Origin of the sequence: Brevundimonas sp. (genome assembly GCF_030682035.1) — a bacterium.
Classification (GTDB): Bacteria; Pseudomonadota; Alphaproteobacteria; order Caulobacterales; family Caulobacteraceae; genus Brevundimonas.
Map to the genome: position 1 here is coordinate 28,985 of NZ_JAUXQZ010000014.1, position 15,393 is coordinate 44,377.

Genomic DNA, 15,393 nt, shown 5'->3' on the forward strand with positions numbered 1-15,393 from the left:
CCTAAGCCTTGGCGCCCTTGCGGCCCGGCGCATGCGTCGGGTCGTTGAGCGCGCTGTATTCGTCTAGCGGCCAGCGCGGCCGGGCGGCGGTGTCGATGTCGGAAACCAGCCCCTTCCGCAACCGTTCCGCCCCCGCCAGCGCGATCATCGCCGCATTGTCGGTACAATAGGCCATGGGCGGAGCCAGAAAGGCGAATCCGTTCTTTTCCGCCGTCGCCTGCAGCGTCGCCCGGACCGTCCGGTTCGCCGCCACGCCGCCCGCCACCACGAACAGACCTTTGGTTTGCCCTATCGCCTCGTCCGCGGGACGAGGCTGCTTGAGGGCGTGAGATTCCGCCCAAGCCTTGAGCGCGCGATCCGAGCGTTCGCTGAGCTGGCGCGCGATGGCGGTCTGCACCGCATCCGCCAGATCGGCCCGCTGCTGATCCGTCTCGCAGGCCTGGGCGAGGCGAGCGGCGGCGGTTTTCAACCCGGAGAAGGAAAAGTCGCAGTCCTTGCGGCCCAGCAAGGCGCGCGGCAGGTCGAAGCGCGATCCGTCGCCGCCCTCGGCCAGCCTCTCCAGCGCCGGACCGCCGGGATAGCCGAGCCCCAGCGCCTTGGCGATCTTGTCGAAGGCCTCGCCCGCGGCGTCGTCGATGGTCGTGCCAAGCCGCGTCATGTCGCCGACGCCCCGGACCTCCAGCAGCTGACAATGTCCGCCCGAAACCAGCAGCAACAGGAAGGGATAGTCCGCCCGGCCGCCGAGCCGGGCCGAGACCGCATGGCCCTCCAGATGGTTGACAGCGATCAGCGGCAGGCCCCGCGCCAACGCCACCGCCTTGCCGAAACTCAGGCCCACCATGACGCCGCCGACCAGTCCCGGCCCGGCCGTGGCGGCGACACCGTCCAGCGCTTCATAGGTCAGCCCCGCCTCGTCCATCGCGCGGCGCACGACGCCGTCGATCATCTCGACATGACTGCGGGCCGCGATCTCGGGGACGACGCCGCCATAGGCCGCGTGGTCGTCGATCTGGCTGTGAATCACCGAGGACAACACCGTCGCCTCGCCGTCAGGCGACAGGCGCACCACCGAGGCGGCGGTCTCGTCGCAGCTGGTTTCGAGGCCGAGCACGGTGAGGGGGCCGGTTGCCCGGCTCACATCGCTGCTATAGTCGGCGGACCTCTCCATCGGGTCGAGGTAGCGACCCCGTCCCCCGGACGCAACGATTCCGGGCGCAACGATTCATGGCGCAACGACTCATGGCTCCTCTCGTCCGCATCGGCACGCGCCGCTCGAAACTGGCCCTGACCCAGTCGGGCATGATGCAGCGCGCCATCGGCCGGGCGCTTGGCGTCGCGGACGCGGACCTTCCCGAGGCCGTCCCCCTGGTCGAGATCGTCACTACCGGCGACCGGGTGCAGGATCGCCGCCTGATGGAGATCGGCGGCAAGGCGCTGTTCACCAAGGAGATCGAGGAGGCGTTGGCGGAAGGCCGCGTCGATGTCGCCGTGCATTCGATGAAGGACGTCCCGGCCGACCAGCCCGACGGCCTGTGCATCGCCGCCGTCCCGCCGCGCGAGGATCCCCGCGACGCCTTCGTCAGCGAGACCTTCGCTTCGTTCGCCGACCTGCCTGTCGGCGCCCGGCTGGGCACCGCTTCGCTGCGGCGGCAGGCGCAGGCCCTGGCGCTGCGGCCTGACCTGACCATCGAAATGCTGCGCGGCAATGTCGATACCCGGCTGCGCAAACTGGCCGAAGGCGAGTTCGACGCGATCCTGCTGGCGGTATCGGGCCTGAACCGGCTCGGCTTCGAGGACGTGATCCGCGAACGCCTGTCGCTCGACGCCTTCGTGCCCGCGCCGGGACAGGGCGCGCTGGCGCTGCAGACCCGGATGGAAGACACAGACGCGGCTTGGGTCGCGGCGCTGAACGATCCGATGACGGCCGTGGCCGTGGCGGCGGAGCGAGGCGCGATGACGGCGCTGGAGGGCTCGTGCCGCACCGCTATGGGCGCCCATGCGGAGATCGCGGACGGCCACCTGCGGCTGACCACGGAAATGCTTGCGCCGGACGGCTCTGCTCGCTGGCGTCGCTCGGGCGAGATCGGCGACGTCACGGCCGCCGACGCCATGGACCAGGCCCGCGCCCTCGGCCTTCGGCTCGGCGCCGAGGTCCACGCCATGGCCGGCGACCAGCGGGTCGAGCCCTGACGACGATCCGCCGCGTCTGGGTGACACGCGCCGAGCCGGGCGCCGCGCGCACCGCCGACCGCCTGATCGCCCTCGGTTTCGAGCCCGTCATCGCGCCCCTGCTGGCCATTCGACCGATCCCGCAAGCCGCGCCTGACTTGACCGGCGTCGCCGCCCTGGCCTTCACCAGCGCCAATGGCGTCGCCGCCTTCGCGGCCCTGACTCTCGACCGGACCTTGCCCGTCTTCACGGTCGGCGACGCCACGGCGCAGGCGGCGCGGACGGCGGGCTTCGCACGGGTTCAATCGGCGAGCGGCGACCTCGACAGCCTGGCCGCTCTCCTGACCGCGCGGGGACCTGAGGTCGGCCGGCTGCTGGTTCCCGGCGCCCTGGAGCCGGCCGGCGACCTTCCCGCCCTGCTGCGGGGCCGCGTCGAGGCCCGCGGTCTGCCCCTTTATGAAGCCGTCGAGACCGGGGCCGCGGCCCCCGACGCCTTTGACGCCGTTCTGGTCCATTCCGCACGCGCGGGCCGCGCTTTGGGGGCGCTGGGCCCCTTCGCCGGCCAGGCGGCGATCGCCCTTTCGGCCCCGGCGGCGCAGCCCCTCGGCGACCGCTCCGGCCTCGAAATCCGCTTCGCCCGGACGCCCGATGAAACCGCCCTGCTCGCGGCGCTTGGCAATCCCCCGCGCCGCGTATAAAGAGCGCCTCTCGCGCGGGCCACGCCGCCCGCTGCGCCAAGGCCGCTTTAGCTCAGCTGGTAGAGCATCGCATTCGTAATGCGGGGGTCAGGTGTTCGAGTCACCTAAGCGGCACCATTTTTTCCAACGTAATCAGGGGATTGGCGCTCCTTCAAAGCTTCGCTCGAAGGGATACAACCTTTTTGGAAGCAGGATGGAAGCACGGCTTCCACCCCACTTTATCCACAGATCATGCAGCTAGAGCCTCTCCCGTGTTGGTGAAGGATGGGCCGCCGGCGAACGCTTTGAGATCCCCGACGTGATAGCGAACCAGTCGACCCCACTTTCTGAACGGCGGCCCTTGTCCGGTGAGACGCCAATCTTCCAATGTTCGGTGAGAAAGCCTGAGGAAACGGCCAGCCTCCTTGGTCGTCATCACTAGTTGCCGGTCTTGAGGGTCTACGCCGATCATGAGGAAAGGCTCTCAGCATCTTTGCGGACGGCAGCTCGGATCAATGCGAAACGGTTCTCATCGAAAAGTGTCAAACGCCCGTCGAGCGCCGCTTGGACGAGGGCCTTCCCGGCACCCGCTGAGTCCCGTTGTCGATTTGCCTCAGCCAGAGCATCGGCGACGTCGGTTGCGACAATCCCCCTCCTAACGCCTTCAAAGAAGAGGGCCCGAAACCGTTCGTCGAATACCAGCGCGCTGCCCATCTCATCGAAAATCAACGCATGGGGATCACCGCCCGGCGGGTCGGAGGCAGCGGCAGTCGCAATGGGATCGTTAGAAGACCCGTCAGTGAGCGATGTGCCCCGCGAAGTGAGGCGGCGTTTCAAGAACTGCCCAACACTTTCGTCGTCGGTCTTTAGATTGAGCGCCTGCCAAGCGATCAGGTCCTTCAAAGTTGCGGGATTGGTCGTAGCCTGCCAAGCGACCAGGTCCCTTTGAGTGGCGGATTTTGTCATAGGAAGTCTCCGTAATGACGTCATTCGCCTTGGGGAGGTTCCCGCCGGTCAACATGACGCGGCCAGATATTTATACGGCTTTTTCCTTCGATAGTCCGGCAAGTGGATCGTCAAAATACACGAGTTATCAATGGCAAAGTTCACATCGTGCCTAGATGGGTGTGTTTACCTATTCATCAGGAGGCGTGGAAAGCCGTTCGATCGGCCGCTCATATTCTGGGCCACCGCTTTGTCCTCGGGGGGCGGGGCCTCCCGGGAGAGCCGCACCTTGTGTTTCCGGCCCATCGTGTCGCAATCTTTGTCTGTCCCTGCGATCAGTTCGGTCACACATGCATTCGCGGTAGCGAGGGTATGGCGCTGTGGCCTGGCCAGGCTCGGGCACGAAACAGGGAGCTAGAGAAGTTTCAAAGCACTCTGACTGGAAGAGGCTGGCGAGTAGAACTCGTTTGGCCGTGTCAGGTCGATCCGCCGGATCAACTTCAATCCAAGCTTCGAGCGATCCTCCCCACTCCTAGCCCGGGTCGAGAGAGAACGGGATCAAGTTAAAGCGGGGACGCATTGAGTCCCACCCTCTCCGCCATTCGGTATTTTTCTGTTACAAATCAACTTACTAGATCCCCGCCCGAGCGTCTTGTGTCGCACTTTGTGTCGCGCGCCTGTGTCGCGATTAATTTGTGACCGCGAGGGCGATTGCGCTGTGAACGGCCGCTGAGAACGCCGGATCAGCGTTGCGTGTCGCATGGCGGAGGGTCTTGATCACCTCCGCCTCGTTGGCGCTCATGAGTCTCCTCTCCAGGACCTCGATGAGGATGGACGGCGCGCTGTCGTTTCTCACCTTGTATTGCTTGAGCCAAAGCAAAAAAATGGACACCACATCGACCCGGAGCAGTTCGGCGATCTTGGGCAGGTGTGACAGGGGAACAGCTGTCCGTCCTGTGCGCCACATCGATATATTGTTCGCGGCCATGAAGCCGAACTTGCTTGCAGCCACGTCATTCGTGAGGCCAGTGGATCCCCATCTCGCATCGAGGAACTCAGATAGGGGAGAAGTTTTCGCAGATTTTGAGATTACGCGAGGACGGCCGGCCTTAGACATTGTTTTTCTTTCTGATGAACCAATCGTTCAAGCAGCTTTTATAAACTATCTATTTCTTCCCGCTGTCGGCGATGTTGATCACATATTCACTTGCCAGACCATCCTATGACCACCGTCGAGCAACCACGCGCTCCGTATGTCGTCTAAAATCGCTCTGGACCGGTGCTGCACGCGCAAGTCTGGAGGTTCGGTCACATAGCGAGCGAACAGCGCAAGACCGCTCCAGCGGACTCTCTGGGCGATACCGCTTCTTCGTTCGTCCCGATCATCATGAGCACCTCGTCCCGCAGCGGTCAGATGCCATGGAGCGGATTGGGACCTAGCCGTATCCCGAACATTGGCGGCGACTTGCCGTAGCCGGACGTTCTTGCTCTGGTAGAACCGACTGGAGGGCGCGCTGATGATCATTCGAATGGGCAAGTCCGGCGCTCGCGGCAAGCGGGACATGCTGCGGGCATGACCAGATCGTCCCTGAGCGAGCGCGACATCTGCTCGAAGTTTATCACCCCTGCCCTCACCGGTGCGGGCTGGGACCTGCTGACTCAAATCCGGGAGGAGGTCGGTTTCACCAAGGGCCGCATCATCGTGCGGGGCAAGCTGGTCACCCGGGGCAAGGCCAAGCGCGCGGACTACGTTCTCTACTACAAGCCGAACCTGCCGATCGCGTTGATCGAGGCGAAGGACAACAAGCACAGCGTCGGCGATGGCATCCAGCAGGCTCTGGCCTATGCCGAAACGCTGGACATCCCCTACGTCTTCTCGTCGAACGGCGACGGCTTCGTCTTCCATGACCGGACCGGCGTCAGTGCCGAACGGGAAACGACCCTTTCGCTCGCCGACTTCCCCTCGCCGGCGGACCTCTGGGCACGCTACACGGCCTGGAAGAACCTGACGCCCGAAGCCGAGCAGATGGTGCTTCAGGACTACTTCGACGACGGCAGCGGGAAGGCCCCACGCTATTATCAGGTCAATGCCGTCAACGCGGCGATCGAGGCCATCGCCAAGGGCAAGGACCGCGTCCTGCTCGTGATGGCGACCGGCACCGGCAAGACCTACACGGCGTTCCAGATCATCTGGCGGCTGTGGAAGGCGAAGCGGAAGAAGCGCATCCTGTTTCTCGCCGACCGCAACATCCTGGTCGATCAGACGATGGTCAACGACTTCAGGCCATTCGGTCCCGCGATGGCGAAGCTGTCGACCAAGTCGAAGACCATTGAGCGGGCGGACGGCACCGAGGTCGATCTTCCCCTGGCGATGGACCGCAAGCGCCGTATCGACACGGCCTTCGAGATCTACCTTGGCCTCTATCAGGCGATCACCGGTCCCGAGGATGCGAAAAAGCTCTACCGGGAGTTCTCGCCCGACTTCTTCGATCTCATCGTGGTGGACGAGTGCCATCGCGGCAGCGCGGCCGCTGACTCGGCGTGGCGGGAAATCCTCGACCACTTCGCCTCGGCGACCCAGATCGGCCTGACCGCGACGCCGAAGGAAACCGAATACGCCTCGAACAGCGCCTATTTCGGCGAGCCGGTCTACACCTACTCCCTGAAGCAGGGGATCAGCGACGGCTTCCTCGCTCCCTACAAGGTCATCAAGGTCCACATCGACCGGGACGTCGAAGGCTACCGCCCCGAGCAGGGTGCGACCGACCGGGACGGCGAGGAGATCGACGACCGCATCTACAACACCAAGGACTTCGACCGCACCCTGGTGCTGGATGAGCGCACCAAACTGGTCGCGCGCCGGGTGACCGAGTTCCTCAAGGAAAGCGGTGACCGGTTCCAGAAGACGATGCTCTTCTGTGTCGACGAAGAGCACGCTGATCGCATGCGCCGGGCCCTGATCAACGAGAACACAGACCTCGTCGATCAGAACGCCAAATACGTCATGCGCATCACCGGCAGCGACGCTGAGGGCCAGGCCCAGCTCGGAAACTTCATCGATCCGGAGTCGCGCTACCCGGTCCTCGTCACGACCTCGCGCCTGCTCTCGACGGGGGTGGATGCCCAGACCTGCCGGCTGATCGTGCTGGACCGTGCGGTAGGTTCCATGACCGAGTTCAAGCAGATCGTCGGCCGGGGCACTCGGGTCCACGAGGACACTCGGAAATACTATTTCACCCTGATGGATTTCCGGGGCGCGACCAACCACTTCGCCGACCCGGATTTCGATGGCGAGCCGGTCCAGATTTATGAGCCAGGGGAGTTTGATCCGATCACGCCACCCGAGGATGTGGTCATCAGCGAAGACGGAGAGGACGCCGTCCCCCCGGTTCCGGGACCGGATGAGACCGTCGTCGATACGCCCGACATCACCCTGACCGATGGTTTCGGTGAGAAGCAGAAGAAGGTCTACGTGGACGGGGTCGCCGTCTCGGTGGTTTCGGAACGGATCGAGTATCTCGACGCCAACGGCAAGCTGGTCACCGAGAGCCTGCGCGACTTCACCCGCAACACGCTCCGCAAACGATACGTGTCGCTCGACGCCTTCCTGCGGCGCTGGAACGAGGTCGACCGCAAGCAGGCGATCATCGACGAACTGGCCGACGAAGGACTACCCTTGGAAGTGCTGAGCGACCTCGCCGGCAAGGACCTCGACCCCTTTGACCTGATCTGCCACGTCGCCTTCGACCAGCCGCCACTGACCCGTCAGGAGCGTGCTGACAGCGTCCGCAAGCGCGATGTGTTCACCCGCTACGGACCGGAGGCGCGCGCGGTGCTGGAAGCCCTCCTGACCAAATACGAGGACGAGGGACTTCTGAACCTGGACGATGTCCAGGTGCTGAAAATCGCTCCCTTCGACCGCATGGGAACGGCCTTGCAGTTGGTGAAGGCGTTCGGCGGGCGCCCGGGCTATGAACGCGCCGTCCACGACCTTCAGTCCGAACTTTACGGGAAGTCCGCCTAGTTCATGTCAGTTCGCACCCTCGTCAAATCCATCCAGGACATCATGCGCAAGGATGTCGGCGTCGATGGCGACGCCCAGCGCGTGGGCCAGCTGTGCTGGATGTTCTTCCTCAAAATCATCGACGACCAGGACCAGGAGCTGGAACTGCTCCGCGACGACTACCGTTCGCCCATACCCGATCACCTGCGCTGGTCCGCCTGGGCCGCCGACCCGGAAGGTCTGACGGGCGAGGCGCTGATCGACTTCGTCAACGAGAGCCTCTTCCCGAGCCTGAAGTCCCTGCCGCTCAGCGGCCTGCCCGGGGATCGCGCCCGTGTGGTCCGGGGCGTGTTCGAGGATGCCTACAACTACATGAAGTCCGGTCAGCTGCTTCGGCAGGTGGTCAACAAGATCAACGAGGTTGATTTCAACGATCTGGCCGAACGTCAGCATTTCGGCGACGTCTACGAGCAGCTGCTGAACGACCTCCAGAACGCCGGGAACTCCGGGGAATATTACACGCCTCGCGCCGTGACCGCCTTCATGGTCGACCGCATCGACCCCAAGCCCGGCGAGGTCCTGCTCGACCCCGCGTGCGGAACCGGCGGCTTCCTGACCTGCTCAATCCGACACATGCGCGAGCGTTATGTGAAGCGGCCCGAGGACGAGCAAGAGATGCAAGGGGCACTGCGAGCGGTCGAGAAGAAGCCCCTCCCGCACATGCTGGCGACCACCAACATGCTCCTGCACAGTGTCGAAGATCCCAGCTTCGTCCGCCACGACAACACCTTGGCGCGGCCCTACATCAGCTACGGCCAAGCTGATCGGGTCGACATCGTCCTGACCAATCCGCCCTTCGGCGGCAAGGAAGAAGACGGGATCGAGAGCAACTTTCCGAAGCATTTTCAGACCCGCGAAACCGCCGATCTGTTCCTGGCGCTGATCATCCGTCTACTGAAGCCAGGCGGTCGGGCGGCGGTCGTGCTGCCCGACGGCTCCCTGTTCGGCGAGGGGGTCAAGACCCGGCTCAAGGAGGCGCTGATGGAGGAGTGCAACCTGCACACCATCGTCCGCCTGCCCAACAGCGTCTTCCGCCCCTACGCCTCGATCGGCACCAACCTGCTGTTCTTCGAGAAGGGCGAGCCGACGAGGGACATCTGGTTCTACGAACATCAGGTGCCTGCGGGTCAGAAAGCCTATTCGATGACCAAGCCTATTCGGCTGGAGCATCTTCAGGGCTGTATTGATTGGTGGGGCGGCGGCGACCGCCAGGGCCGCGAGGAGACGCCGCAGGCTTGGAAGGTGAGCGCCGGAGAGGTGAAGGCGCGTGGCTACAATCTCGACGTCAAGAACCCTCACAGCGTTGCTGACGAACATGGCGACCCGGAAACGCTTTTGGCGGACCTGGTCGCCGCCGAGGCTGAGACCGACCATTTGCGGGAGGAGTTGAAAAGCATTTTGCTCGGAGCGCTCACCCGATGAATGCGGACCACGTTGATCGAGTTGTAGCGTTGATCGGCGACGGACCGGGGTCGATCCGTGGCCTTCGGAGACTGGCAGTCGGTCTGGCGGTTGGTGGAAAGTTGGGCGGCGGAGATCATGACGCCGATTTTCAGGCCGTTACGGAGGCGCTGCACCGGTCGCCGGAGGGCAAGTTTGACCAATGGTCGGTGGCCACTGATGATCTGCCTGCCTCGCTCGGAAGACCGGAACACTTCGTGCGCCTCGGCACCGTCGCGCGGATTGAAAAAGGCCGCACCGGCATTCAGGCCGCCGCTCCCGGACCCTACCCGTTGGTCGTTACCGCGGAGCATCGGCAGTCATGCGATCACTTTGACTTTGACGGCGCGGCGGCGATCGTTCCCCTAGTTTCCTCTGCCGGCCACGGGAAAGCGAGCCTCCAACGGCTCCATTACCAAGAAGGTCGGTTCGCGCTGGGCACTATCTTGGCGGCGATCTTTCCAAAGGATCCTCAGCGTTTCTCAGCAAGGTTTCTGTTCGAATACCTCTCTGCGTTCAAAGACGACCTCTTGGTATCAAGGATGCTCGGAACCGCGAATGTCACGCTGACGATCGCCAAGCTCTCTGACGTTCCGATCCCGTCGATTGCAGCCGCTGTTCAGGCTCGGGTCGATCAAATCATGGGTCTGTGTGACCGGCTGGAGGCGGCCCGCACTGCGCGCGAAGCCACTCGCGACCGGCTGACCGCAGCCAGCCTAGCCCGCCTGAGCGCGTCCGACATGGAGCCAAAGGACTTCCTCACCCAAGCCCGCTCTGTCGTTGCCACTCTTCCAGCACTCACCACGCGTCCCGACCAGATCAAACCCCTCCGCCAGACCATCCTCAACCTCGCCGCTGGCGGCAAGCTGGTGGGCCAGGACCCGACCGACGAACCAGCCTCGGAGTTGTTGGAGCGGATTACATCAGCAAGAGCCGCCATGAAGGGGAACAAGGGTCATCGGAACAAGGATCAAGTAATTTCAATTGTGCCTTCGAGCGTAGCTATTCCGCACCGCTGGGAGTCAGTCCGATTGGACGCCATTTCCACTTTCGAAAATGGTGACCGAAGTTCAAATTACCCGAGTGGGCCTGACCTCAAATCCGACGGCATTCCCTTTTTCAGCACGAAGAACCTCTCGGATCACCGACTTGGCTTCGCCAATTTGGAATTCATAAGTCCTGCGAAGTTCAGTTCTCTACGTAGCGGGAAGCTTAAAGATCTGGATATTCTCATCACTCTTCGCGGGTCGGTCGGTAAATTTGGTTTGTTCAAGGCGTCCGAAAATATCACTACGGGCTTCATAAATGCCCAGCTGCTTATCATTCGCTGCCTTGACCCAGAGATCGTCCCCTACCTCGTGACTTGCATGCAGTCGGAAGTTTTTGATCGACAGATCGCTCAACTCTCAAGTGGTGCCGCCACACCACAGCTATCGGCTGGAAAGCTCGCTGAAGCGCTGATCCCCCTCCCACCTGTCGCCGAGCAGCGGCGCATCGTAGCCAAGGTCGATGCCCTCATGGCCCTTTGCGACCGGCTGGAGGCCGCCCTCACTGCTACCGACACGAGCCGCGCCCGACTCCTCGACGCCCTCCTTCAGGACGCTCTTAATACCCGGCCGCTCGAGGAGGCCGCCTGATGCCCATCCGTAATGCCATCTGGACGGTCGGCAGCACCCCACGGCAACTGATCGAGGGACGCTTGCCTAGCGAGCGGGCCCTCGAGGATATGATCGTCGCCTCTCCCCGGATCCTATCCGACGAATGGATGCTGATCGGGCGTCAGGAGCGGACCGCCTCCGGGGGCTTCATCGACCTTCTTGCCGTAGCGCCCGACGGGGCCTTGGTGTTGATCGAGCTGAAGCGCGACCGCACACCGCGCGAGGTCGTCGCCCAGGCCATCGACTATGCTGTCTGGGTCGAGGAGCTTGAGGCGCAGGACATCGACGCCATCTATCGCCGCTTCTCGTCCGGTCGGGACCTCGCGGCGGACTTCCAGGCGCGGTTCGGCCAGCCGCTGGACGAGGAGACGCTGAACGAGAGCCACCAAATCGTCATCGTCGCAGCCTCTCTGGACGACAGCAGCGAGCGGATTGTCGCCTATCTGAACAAGCGCGACATCGCCATCAATGTGCTGTGCTTCCAGGTGTTCGACCATGGCGACCAGCAGCTCCTCAGCCGTGCCTGGCTGCTGGATCCGGTCCACACCCAGGTCAGCGCCGCAGCCGCCCCCAAGGCGCGTGGCCTGCGCGAGAGTGAGCCCTGGAACGGCGAGTTCTACGCCTCCTTCGGTCTGGGGAACGATCGGCGATCGTGGGAGGAGGCCCGGCGCTATGGCTTCATCAGCGCCGGCGGCGGGAGTTGGTATAGCAACACGCTCAACCTTCTGAACGTCGGAGACCGCATCTGGGTGAAGTCCCCGGGCCACGGCTTTGTCGGCATGGGGGAGGTGACGGGACGTCCGCAGCCGTCCGTCGAGTTCCAAGTCACGACGCCGGAAGGCCAACGCCCCGCGCTCGATGTTCTGACCGAGGGTAACTACCACCGGGCGGTCGCCGACGACCCTGAACGCAGCGAGTATTTCGTGCCGGTTCGGTGGATCCATACGGTCCCGCTCGAACAGGCCGTCAACGAGATCGGTCTGTTCGGGAACCAGAACACCGTCTGCAAGCCGACGACGCCAAAATGGCGGACCACCGTCGAGCGTTTGAAGGAGCGGTGGCCGGAGACGGCCTAGCTGCGGGCTCTGACCGACCGCTCGGACCGCGTTCGCTTGCGGCAGGCCGCCTTGCCCATATCGCACCCTATGGGCGGCCGGCGTTGCGGAGATTAGAGGCTCCAATCTCCGCACCACACGCAGAGACTGCAGTCATTCGTAACGGCAAGTACCGGGTTTCGTCGTCTCTCACCGAAGCGCGGTGAAGGGTCAGCCAAGCACGGCTTGTTGTCGCCCGACCTCGTCGAGGTCGTAGCCAAAGGTTTCACACATGCTCGGGATAATCTCTGCCAGCGAAGGCATGTCAGCCGAGGGCATGAAGGCGTCCGTCACGGCAATGATCCGGGTTCCGTCGAACGTCACCTTGGCGTGGAACGGCTTGAAGCCGACGTAGCCGCCCATTCGGATCCTGCCGTTGTAGAGACGGCAATAGCGCTTCTCGGACGCGACCCCGGTGGCGTTGAAGGTCGCCACTTGAACAGGACGCTGGTGGGATCGATGAGGTCAGTCCTGACGAAGTTCGCAACAATCGAACTCTCGTCGGCGGTCAACTCGCGTCGGTCACTGACCTGAGCGGCCTCAACAGAGTCTAGCGGCGGGTGGATCTCGACCTCTCCGCCAACCAAGGCGACGGACCACAAAACCCCCGATCCGGCTCTCTATTCGCCTGTCGTCACGCGGCATGCCGGGCATCTGCCCTCAGCTTCGATTGTGGCGCGATCAACCGAGTAACCGAGCGCAGCTGCGGCCCCTACCAGCGAAGCGACTGTAGGCGCGGAGATTTCGCGGCAGGATCCGCAACAATCGCAGATCATGAAAGCAGCCGAGTGGGCAGCCATGCCGAGGGTGCAGGCCACATAGCATTTGGATGATGAAAGCCGGTGGACGAGCCCCATCCTGTCCAAGAAATCCAGCGCCCGATAGACGGTGGCGGGCTTTGCTATGCGTTGGTCAGTGTGGAAAGCGGCAATGAGATCATACGCCTTCTCCGGTCTGCCCGACGTCAAAAGCAGTTCGAGCACCCGGCGACGGGGTTCGGTCATTCGCTGCCCGGCGGCGCTGACCATCGCTGCGGCGGCCTGACACCCGAAAGACACCGTTTCAGAGGTCGGCGGGCGGCCGATTTCGCTATGAAGGCATGGCACGGCTTATCGATGCCTATCGGTGGAATGGCCTGCACCTTCCGGATCCCCACCCGGCCCAGCTTCGGTTTGCACGGTCGCGTGTTCGATGCCGTGAACCGTTTTCATCTGTTGCAGAACACTCAATCGAACAGGTTCGGCGGCCGCGCCTTCGTTTAGCGCAACATGGACTGACCCGTTCACGTCGCCGCTGCTGATCCCCCAAAGATGCAAGTCGTGGACCTCGGCGACGCCCGGAACGGCCGCGATGGTCGCTCGGACTGCCGGAAGGGACAGACCCTTCGGCACTCCCTCCAACAGGATGTGGGTCGTGTTCCTGAGCAACGTCCAGGTTCTGGGCAGCACCCACAGCCCAATCCCGATCGCCACCACCGGATCGACCCAGGTCCAACCGGTCAGCATGATCACCACGGCGCCGCCGATCACACCGATGGAGCCGAGCATATCCGCCCAGACCTCAAGGTAGGCGCCCTTGATGTTCAAACTGCTGTCGGCTCCCGAAGCGAGGAGGCGCATAGAGATCAGGTTCACGATCAGGCCGAATGAGGCCACGATCAACATCCCGGTGGACCCGACCGGCTCCGGGTCAAACAACCGCAAGGCACCTTCGTAGAGGACGTAGCCGGCGACCAGGAACAGCAGAACCGCGTTGAAGGCGGCGGCGAGGATTTCGAAGCGGCGGTAGCCGAATGTTCGGAGGTCGTCCGCCGGTCGCTCGCCGATCCTGATGGCCGCGAGCGCGATGGCCAGGGCAGCGACGTCCGTGAACATGTGTGCCGCGTCCGACAGCAGGGCTAGGCTCTTGAACACCACCGCGCCGATGACCTCGGCGACCAGAAAGGTCGTCGTCAGCGCCAACGCCCAGATCAAGCGGCGGCTACTGGCCCCCGGGCCGTGGTCGTGACCCTTGCTCATCCGTGGTCTCCATGGGTGTGACCGTGATGGCGGTCCTGTTTGGAGTGGGCCTTGACCGATGCCGGGTCACTGCTGAGGTCAGCGGTGCAGGGCTCGAGCGTGGCGTGGGCGATCGAAAAGTCGCTCTTGAGCACGGCCCGTATGCGGTTCTTGGTCAGTTCGAACGCTTTCATCGAACCCGTCGCGAGGACGATGTGCGCCTCCAGAGACCGCGTATGTTCGTCCACGCTCCAGACGTGAACGTGATGAAGACCACTAACACCGGGCACCGTGGCGATGGCGGCTACAATCCGATCGAACTCCAGGTCGTCGGGCGTGGCCCCCATCAGGATACGGATGGTTTTCGGTAGAAGCGAAAAGCCCTGCCACAGCACATAGGCGGAGATCACCAGGGTGATGATCAGGTCGGCGACATAGAGGTCATAGAGCAGGATCAGCACGCCGGCGATTATCACACCCACCGACGCCAGCGCATCCGAGACGTTGTGCAGGAAGGCGGCCCTGATGTTCAGGCTGTTCTTGGAACCCGCATGGACCATGACCGCAGTCGCCACGTCGATCACAAGGGCGATGCCGGCCACGCCGATCACAATCCAGCCGTCGATCGGTTGGGGATTTATGAAGCGGGAGACAGCCTCGTAGATCAGATAGAGGCCGACGATGATCAGCGTCGTCAGATTGATCAGCGCGGCGACGACCTCGGCGCGGCCGTATCCGAAGGTCATCAGCTTGTCGGCTGGGCGGCGCCCGATTTTCCGAGCGAAGAGGGCCAAGGCCAAAGAGGCCGCGTCATTCAGATTGTGCAGGGCGTCTGCGATGAGCGACAACGAGCCTGAAACCACGCCGCCGATGATCTGGGCGACGGTGAGGAGCACATTGACGGCGACGGCGGCGACCAACCTGCCGTCGGGCATGTCTTCCGCGCCATGGTCGTGCCCTTGGCCCACTATGTGTCTCCGTTTGCTGGGGACGACGAGGATGGCCATCGCAGCACCTCGACTGTCTCAAGCGTGATTGGACCGAGGTGTTCCAAATCAGACAACGATCCGACGAAGTCGCGCAGCTTGATCTCCTCGTCGAGGATTTCGATGACGATGGACTGGACGTCGTCCAGCAGGTGCCGGCGGTGGAGCTGGGGGGTGTGTCCAAAGCCAATGATGGCCTGAAACACGGTCCCGCCGGCGACCTTGGCGGCGCGGGCACGGGTGGTGACGACCTCGAAGACCTTCTGGTCGCCGAAATAGGCCGCCTCGTCCGTGTAAATCCGCAGACGTTTGATCGTGTCGGTCATGAACGGTCTCCATAAATGAAGACCCGCGCCGCCTTTGT

15 protein-coding genes and 1 tRNA gene are annotated in these 15,393 nt (G+C 63.3%); 7 read left to right on the forward strand and 9 right to left on the reverse strand.

The window, feature by feature from the left end:
* Position 1: 1 nt before the first annotated feature.
* On the reverse strand, positions 2-1,168 hold the full coding sequence (tsaD, locus tag Q8K49_RS02060) for a tRNA (adenosine(37)-N6)-threonylcarbamoyltransferase complex transferase subunit TsaD (protein WP_305303765.1): 1,167 nt from the start codon (positions 1,166-1,168) through the stop codon (positions 2-4).
* A gap of 71 nt (positions 1,169-1,239) precedes the next feature.
* Here tsaD and hemC point away from each other — a divergent pair, with 71 nt between their 5' ends.
* From hemC to Q8K49_RS02075, 3 genes are all read left to right on the forward strand, one after another.
* Positions 1,240-2,190 (forward strand): hydroxymethylbilane synthase, encoded by a 951-nt coding sequence (gene hemC, locus Q8K49_RS02065; protein ID WP_305303766.1) that lies wholly within the window; start codon positions 1,240-1,242, stop codon positions 2,188-2,190.
* Positions 2,191-2,210: 20 nt separating this feature from the next.
* Positions 2,211-2,867, forward strand: coding sequence for a uroporphyrinogen-III synthase (locus tag Q8K49_RS02070; protein WP_305303767.1), 657 nt, complete (start codon positions 2,211-2,213; stop codon positions 2,865-2,867).
* Between the two features lie 41 nt (positions 2,868-2,908).
* Positions 2,909-2,984: transfer RNA gene (locus Q8K49_RS02075), tRNA-Thr, on the forward strand.
* A 112-nt stretch (positions 2,985-3,096) separates the two neighbouring features.
* On the opposite strand, the gene Q8K49_RS14800 is transcribed toward Q8K49_RS02075, so the two are convergent.
* The 3 genes from Q8K49_RS14800 to Q8K49_RS02090 all read right to left on the reverse strand — a co-directional run bounded on the left by Q8K49_RS14800 (position 3,097) and on the right by Q8K49_RS02090 (position 4,803).
* Positions 3,097-3,318, reverse strand: a complete 222-nt coding sequence (locus tag Q8K49_RS14800; RefSeq protein WP_370867716.1) for a helix-turn-helix domain-containing protein — start codon at positions 3,316-3,318, stop codon at positions 3,097-3,099.
* The gene (locus tag Q8K49_RS02080; RefSeq protein WP_305303768.1) at positions 3,315-3,812 is read right to left on the reverse strand and encodes a hypothetical protein; all 498 of its coding nucleotides are present in this window, start codon (positions 3,810-3,812) and stop codon (positions 3,315-3,317) included. Before Q8K49_RS02080 ends, Q8K49_RS14800 begins: the two co-directional genes overlap by 4 nt.
* Before the next feature lie 667 nt (positions 3,813-4,479).
* Positions 4,480-4,803, reverse strand: coding sequence for a hypothetical protein (locus Q8K49_RS02090; RefSeq protein ID WP_305303769.1), 324 nt, complete (start codon positions 4,801-4,803; stop codon positions 4,480-4,482).
* Positions 4,804-5,364: 561 nt separating this feature from the next.
* On the opposite strand from Q8K49_RS02090, the gene hsdR reads away from it, so the two are divergent.
* The 4 genes from hsdR to Q8K49_RS02110 are packed head-to-tail and all read left to right on the forward strand — an operon-like array spanning position 5,365 to position 12,028.
* Entirely contained in the window at positions 5,365-7,815 is a 2,451-nt protein-coding gene (gene hsdR, locus Q8K49_RS02095) for an EcoAI/FtnUII family type I restriction enzme subunit R (protein ID WP_305303770.1), read from the forward strand.
* 3 nt (positions 7,816-7,818) lie between these two features.
* Positions 7,819-9,276 (forward strand): class I SAM-dependent DNA methyltransferase, encoded by a 1,458-nt coding sequence (locus Q8K49_RS02100; RefSeq protein WP_305303771.1) that lies wholly within the window; start codon positions 7,819-7,821, stop codon positions 9,274-9,276.
* Positions 9,273-10,931 carry a restriction endonuclease subunit S gene (locus tag Q8K49_RS02105; RefSeq protein ID WP_305303772.1) on the forward strand — a complete coding sequence of 553 codons (1,659 nt, stop codon included), beginning with the start codon at positions 9,273-9,275 and terminating at the stop codon, positions 10,929-10,931. The genes Q8K49_RS02100 and Q8K49_RS02105 overlap by 4 nt, the downstream gene beginning before the upstream one ends.
* Complete coding sequence (locus tag Q8K49_RS02110; protein WP_305303773.1) at positions 10,931-12,028, forward strand: endonuclease NucS domain-containing protein; 1,098 nt, start codon at positions 10,931-10,933, stop codon at positions 12,026-12,028. Before Q8K49_RS02105 ends, Q8K49_RS02110 begins: the two co-directional genes overlap by 1 nt.
* Positions 12,029-12,217: 189 nt before the next feature.
* Here Q8K49_RS02110 and Q8K49_RS02115 read toward each other — a convergent pair whose 3' ends face one another.
* The 5 genes from Q8K49_RS02115 to Q8K49_RS02135 form a co-directional block, all read right to left on the reverse strand.
* Complete coding sequence (locus Q8K49_RS02115) at positions 12,218-12,481, reverse strand: hypothetical protein (RefSeq protein WP_305303774.1); 264 nt, start codon at positions 12,479-12,481, stop codon at positions 12,218-12,220.
* 185 nt (positions 12,482-12,666) lie between these two features.
* Positions 12,667-13,029 carry a Fur family transcriptional regulator gene (locus tag Q8K49_RS02120; RefSeq protein ID WP_305303957.1) on the reverse strand — a complete coding sequence of 121 codons (363 nt, stop codon included), beginning with the start codon at positions 13,027-13,029 and terminating at the stop codon, positions 12,667-12,669.
* A 126-nt stretch (positions 13,030-13,155) separates the two neighbouring features.
* Entirely contained in the window at positions 13,156-14,064 is a 909-nt protein-coding gene (locus Q8K49_RS02125) for a cation diffusion facilitator family transporter (protein WP_305303775.1), read from the reverse strand.
* Positions 14,061-15,011 (reverse strand): cation diffusion facilitator family transporter, encoded by a 951-nt coding sequence (locus Q8K49_RS02130; protein ID WP_305303776.1) that lies wholly within the window; start codon positions 15,009-15,011, stop codon positions 14,061-14,063. Before Q8K49_RS02130 ends, Q8K49_RS02125 begins: the two co-directional genes overlap by 4 nt.
* Positions 15,011-15,355, reverse strand: a complete 345-nt coding sequence (locus Q8K49_RS02135; protein WP_305303777.1) for a DUF190 domain-containing protein — start codon at positions 15,353-15,355, stop codon at positions 15,011-15,013. Before Q8K49_RS02135 ends, Q8K49_RS02130 begins: the two co-directional genes overlap by 1 nt.
* Positions 15,356-15,393: the final 38 nt, after the last annotated feature.

Excerpts from the sequence above, each read along its gene's own strand:
- hsdR (WP_305303770.1), top strand. The coding sequence starts at position 5,365 with ATGACCAGATCGTCCCTGAGCGAGCGCGACATCTGCTCGAAGTTTATC.
- Q8K49_RS02135 (WP_305303777.1), bottom strand. The coding sequence starts at position 15,355 with ATGACCGACACGATCAAACGTCTGCGGATTTACACGGACGAGGCGGCC.
- Q8K49_RS02125 (WP_305303775.1), bottom strand. The coding sequence starts at position 14,064 with ATGAGCAAGGGTCACGACCACGGCCCGGGGGCCAGTAGCCGCCGCTTG.
- tsaD (WP_305303765.1), bottom strand. The coding sequence starts at position 1,168 with ATGGAGAGGTCCGCCGACTATAGCAGCGATGTGAGCCGGGCAACCGGC.
- Q8K49_RS14800 (WP_370867716.1), bottom strand. The coding sequence starts at position 3,318 with ATGATCGGCGTAGACCCTCAAGACCGGCAACTAGTGATGACGACCAAG.
- Q8K49_RS02110 (WP_305303773.1), top strand. The coding sequence starts at position 10,931 with ATGCCCATCCGTAATGCCATCTGGACGGTCGGCAGCACCCCACGGCAA.
- Q8K49_RS02100 (WP_305303771.1), top strand. The coding sequence starts at position 7,819 with ATGTCAGTTCGCACCCTCGTCAAATCCATCCAGGACATCATGCGCAAG.
- Q8K49_RS02105 (WP_305303772.1), top strand. The coding sequence starts at position 9,273 with ATGAATGCGGACCACGTTGATCGAGTTGTAGCGTTGATCGGCGACGGA.
- hemC (WP_305303766.1), top strand. The coding sequence starts at position 1,240 with ATGGCTCCTCTCGTCCGCATCGGCACGCGCCGCTCGAAACTGGCCCTG.
- Q8K49_RS02080 (WP_305303768.1), bottom strand. The coding sequence starts at position 3,812 with ATGACAAAATCCGCCACTCAAAGGGACCTGGTCGCTTGGCAGGCTACG.